This is a genomic window from Chamaesiphon sp. GL140_3_metabinner_50, from assembly GCF_025361915.1.
Taxonomy (GTDB): Bacteria; Cyanobacteriota; Cyanobacteriia; order Cyanobacteriales; family Chamaesiphonaceae; genus Chamaesiphon.
This window is the reverse complement of the sequence record NZ_JANYJC010000034.1, coordinates 1-3,657: the sequence shown is the minus strand read 5'-3', so window position 1 is coordinate 3,657 and position 3,657 is coordinate 1. Positions and strand designations below refer to the sequence as shown.

The window sequence follows — 3,657 nt, the reverse complement described above, 5'->3', positions numbered from 1 at the left end:
CTGATACTTGTGGTCGAGTTGCAATTGGCTGCGAAGGCGTTGGGATTGGTAGCGGGGTAGGTTGGCTATTAGTAGAGTTTGAGGGGAACAGATTGGCAATCGGCGCAGGTAATTGAATCGGCGGCAAAAGTTTAGTAACTTTGGTGACATTACCGAGATAAATCAGCCACCAATAGCCACCGCCCAACATTAATATGACGACAGATAATGGTATTTTTAAACAACCACAGCCTGAATTTTGCTTAGTTCCCATAGTAGATGATTAGAGCGATTACGAGATCGAGCCGAGCAACGGTTTCTAACGGCTGAGGTTATGGGTAGCAAGTATATATCTGAAGATTGGGAGACATCGAGCTGAGTATGCACGACTAAAATAACAAATCTAGATCGCACCCATGTTGTCGCGCTAGTAAAATAATTGCGATCGAAATGCTCATTTAGCCAGTCGGGTTGAAAAAGCGGGAATTATATAGTTAGACTCTGTGGGGATAGTTAGCTTGGAACTACCTAGCAGATTTAGCAGTCAAAGTCATTGCCGTCATGTTGTGACAAGGCAACACGAGCGCACGCTTTGAGAAGATCGGATCTGGAGACTATTTAGATCCTTTAGAACGGACTGGCTCATCTTGCCGCTATGGCAGACAGCGATTGACAATCGCTGGACTGACGACTCGATTTTAAAATCGAAGACCAAATGTATGGTACTTTACCATAGAGTCCCAAAATGTTGATTTTTCGCAGCAAATAGAAACAATCCGAGCTGTTAGTTCATCTTAAATAAGTGCCAGCATTCTGAGCGGGTGTTGGCACACCTGCTCCTCACGGAGCGTTGATGACAACAGCTATTCTACTGCCTAGTTAGTGAAAACAGCACGATCCGACATCGCCGAGGTTACACCCAAGCGTAGCCTCCCAGATCGAGAAATGACTCACCCTGAGTCAATTATCGATCGCGCAGATCGTAAAAATGCCAACGCTCAGTGTTGGAGCAACCACGCTCGATCGACTGAAAATCGTGTCCATTGTTAAGGATGGAATATAGTGAAGTGAGATTGCAATTTTTACTCGGTAGTATCTTTAGTTTATGTTTGCTGGCGGCCCCCGCCGATGCTGGTCAATTGGCATCGTGGAAATTCGATCCGAGCAGAAATAGATTAGATTTCAAGACAGATGCTGGGGTACAACCCAAAGCAGTAATGCTATTTAATCCGACTCGGTTGGTGATCGATCTGCCAGGAATTGGGTTTCCCAAGCCAACAATTACCCAAAAATTAACAGGTAATTTTAGATCTTTACGTGTCGGTCAATTTGATGGCAACACCGCGAGGCTAGTGTTAGAACTACAACCTGGATATACCATCAATCCCAAACGCGTTCAATTTACTGGCGAAAATCCGATCGATTGGTATGTGACTATTCCAGTGCCCGAACGCGGATCGACCACGTTACCGACTATAACCCCAAAACCGAATTTGCCCAGATAGTTCCGATCCATAGGAGTAATTATTGTGAGATACAACTGGTTATTACCCAGTATTTTCAGTTTCGTAATGGTATCGCTGCCAGCATCTGCCGCCGAAATTTTATCGTGGCAATATAATGCAACCGAGAATCGGATTGATTTTAGTACCAACTCGGCGGTGAAACCTGAAGCCCAAATGCTGGCTAACCCCAGTAGATTGATCGTCGATCTCCCCGATACCCGACTCAATCAGCCAACATCGTCGCAAGTACTCAGTAATGGCATTAAATCGCTGCGCGTCGGTCAAGTCGAACCCGATCGGGCGAGAATGGTCTTAGAACTCGATCCTGGGTACAGCATCGACCCGCAGCAGGTCTTAATTCAAGCTAGTACCAGCAAGCAGTGGTCGATCCAATTGCCCACACCCCAACCCCTTCAAGCTTTTCCGCGCGGCGCGCCAGTCGGTACAGTGGCAGTTTTTAATGAAAACGGTCAAGCAATTGTCGCCCAACCAGCGCGTCCCAACACTGTGGCGAGTAATCCGTCGTCACTTGCGCCAGTTAATTATATTGCGATCGACCCCACCCGGACGGGCATTTTATTACAGCTCGATCGATCGAGTAGGACGCAGCTTAAATATACAACTGGTTGGGATATCCCCTCTAGCAGTTATAAGGTGACGATTCCCAATGCAAGGCTAGCTCCTGGCTACCAAGTCCCCGCCGAATCTCAGCGGTATCTGACCGTTAGCACCCAAGGCGATGATATTTCCATCCTCGTGCGGCGGACGGATGGGGTCAAAGTAGATATCGTCCGTCAGTACTTAGAAAGTCGGTGGGTATACCTCCAACCGACTGCCAGTACCACCCGCATTGCCGTCAACCGTCCGCCAGCAACAGTCCCAATTTCCGTACCCAACCCGACACAAACTCGCCCTACGCCCACCAAGCAAGATACCACACCCCCAGTCAGAGCCAATAACGGTCGCACCCTAGTGATGCTCGATCCCGGACATGGCGGTAAAGATCCGGGCGCAATTGGATTGGGTGGTTTGCGCGAAGTAGATGTAATTTTACCAGTCGCCAAACGTGTCGCCGAAATTCTCGAAAAGCAAGGGATTGCGGTTAAAATGACTCGTAATAGCGACTATTTTGTTGGTTTAGACGAACGGGTCACCATGTCTAGAGAAGCAGGCGCAACGCTATTTGTGAGCATTCATGCTAACTCGATCGACAATCGCCCTGATGTCAATGGTTTAGAAGTATATCATTACAACATCGGTCAATCCTTTGCCGATACCGTCCACAGAACGGTAGTAGATTACGTTAACAAAAATGGTTTCTACTTAAACGATCGCCATGTGCGCTCGGCGCGGTTTTTGGTCTTGCGAAAATCGACCATCCCCGCTATTCTAGTCGAAACTGGTTATTTGACTAGCGCAGAAGAATCTGCTCGGCTGCGGCGGGATGATTATCAAAAAGTGATGGCAGAAGCCATTGCCAAGGGCATTGTCCAGTACATCAAGGATCGTAACTAAGTTTAAATCCACCATTTCTAGTTGCTAGGTTCCGACTAATATGCAAGACAGATTTACCCCCGCCCCACCATTCCACTCTCACGAAATTAACCGAATTGGCGTATTTGATAGTGGCGTGGGGGGATTGACAGTCTTGCAAGAAATTTATCGCCAGCTCCCACACGAATCGGTTTTGTACTTTGGCGACACAGCGCGAGTACCTTATGGCACCCGCAGTGCCGCAGAGATTATCAAATTTACCAGACAAACTTTAGATTGGATGGTATCGCAACGGGTAAAAATGGCGATCGTTGCCTGTAATACCAGTTCGGCACTAGCATTAGATACCGTTAGGAATGAGTACGATCTGCCAATTCTGGGGGTAGTTTTGCCTGGAGCCAGAGCTGCCGCGCGTCAGGGGCGAAGGATCGGCGTAATTGCCACCCCCGCTACTGTCAATAGTAATGCCTACCTCTATGCCATCCAAGAAGCCAATCCCCGCGCCCAAGTTTGGCAAGTTGCCTGTCCAGAATTCGTCCCCCTCATCGAAAACAATCGCCTTGCCGATCCATATACCCTCGCCATTGCCAAGGAATATCTGCAACCCCTACTCGATCGATCGATCGATACCCTAGTATATGGTTGTACCCATTATCCTCACCTCGAACCGATTTTGCGG

Annotated in this window: 4 protein-coding genes and 1 pseudogene; 4 read left to right on the top strand and 1 reads right to left on the bottom strand. The window is 48.0% G+C overall.

Features of this window, described 5'->3' with window-relative positions:
• Positions 1–253 (bottom strand): annotated as a pseudogene (locus Q0R35_RS01545) (glycoside hydrolase family 10 protein); the annotation flags it as partial.
• A gap of 608 nt (positions 254–861) precedes the next feature.
• Here Q0R35_RS01545 and Q0R35_RS01540 point away from each other — a divergent pair.
• The 4 genes from Q0R35_RS01540 to murI all read left to right on the top strand — a co-directional run.
• On the top strand, positions 862–1,029 hold the full coding sequence (locus Q0R35_RS01540; protein ID WP_295613778.1) for a hypothetical protein: 168 nt from the start codon (positions 862–864) through the stop codon (positions 1,027–1,029).
• Positions 1,030–1,031: 2 nt separating this feature from the next.
• Entirely contained in the window at positions 1,032–1,484 is a 453-nt protein-coding gene (locus Q0R35_RS01535) for an AMIN domain-containing protein (RefSeq protein ID WP_295613777.1), read from the top strand.
• 24 nt (positions 1,485–1,508) lie between these two features.
• A complete protein-coding gene (locus Q0R35_RS01530) occupies positions 1,509–2,999 on the top strand; it encodes an N-acetylmuramoyl-L-alanine amidase (protein WP_295613774.1) in 1,491 nt (496 codons plus the stop codon).
• Between the two features lie 40 nt (positions 3,000–3,039).
• Positions 3,040–3,657: glutamate racemase (gene murI, locus Q0R35_RS01525; RefSeq protein WP_295613772.1), on the top strand; the 618-nt coding region annotated here is incomplete at its 3' end.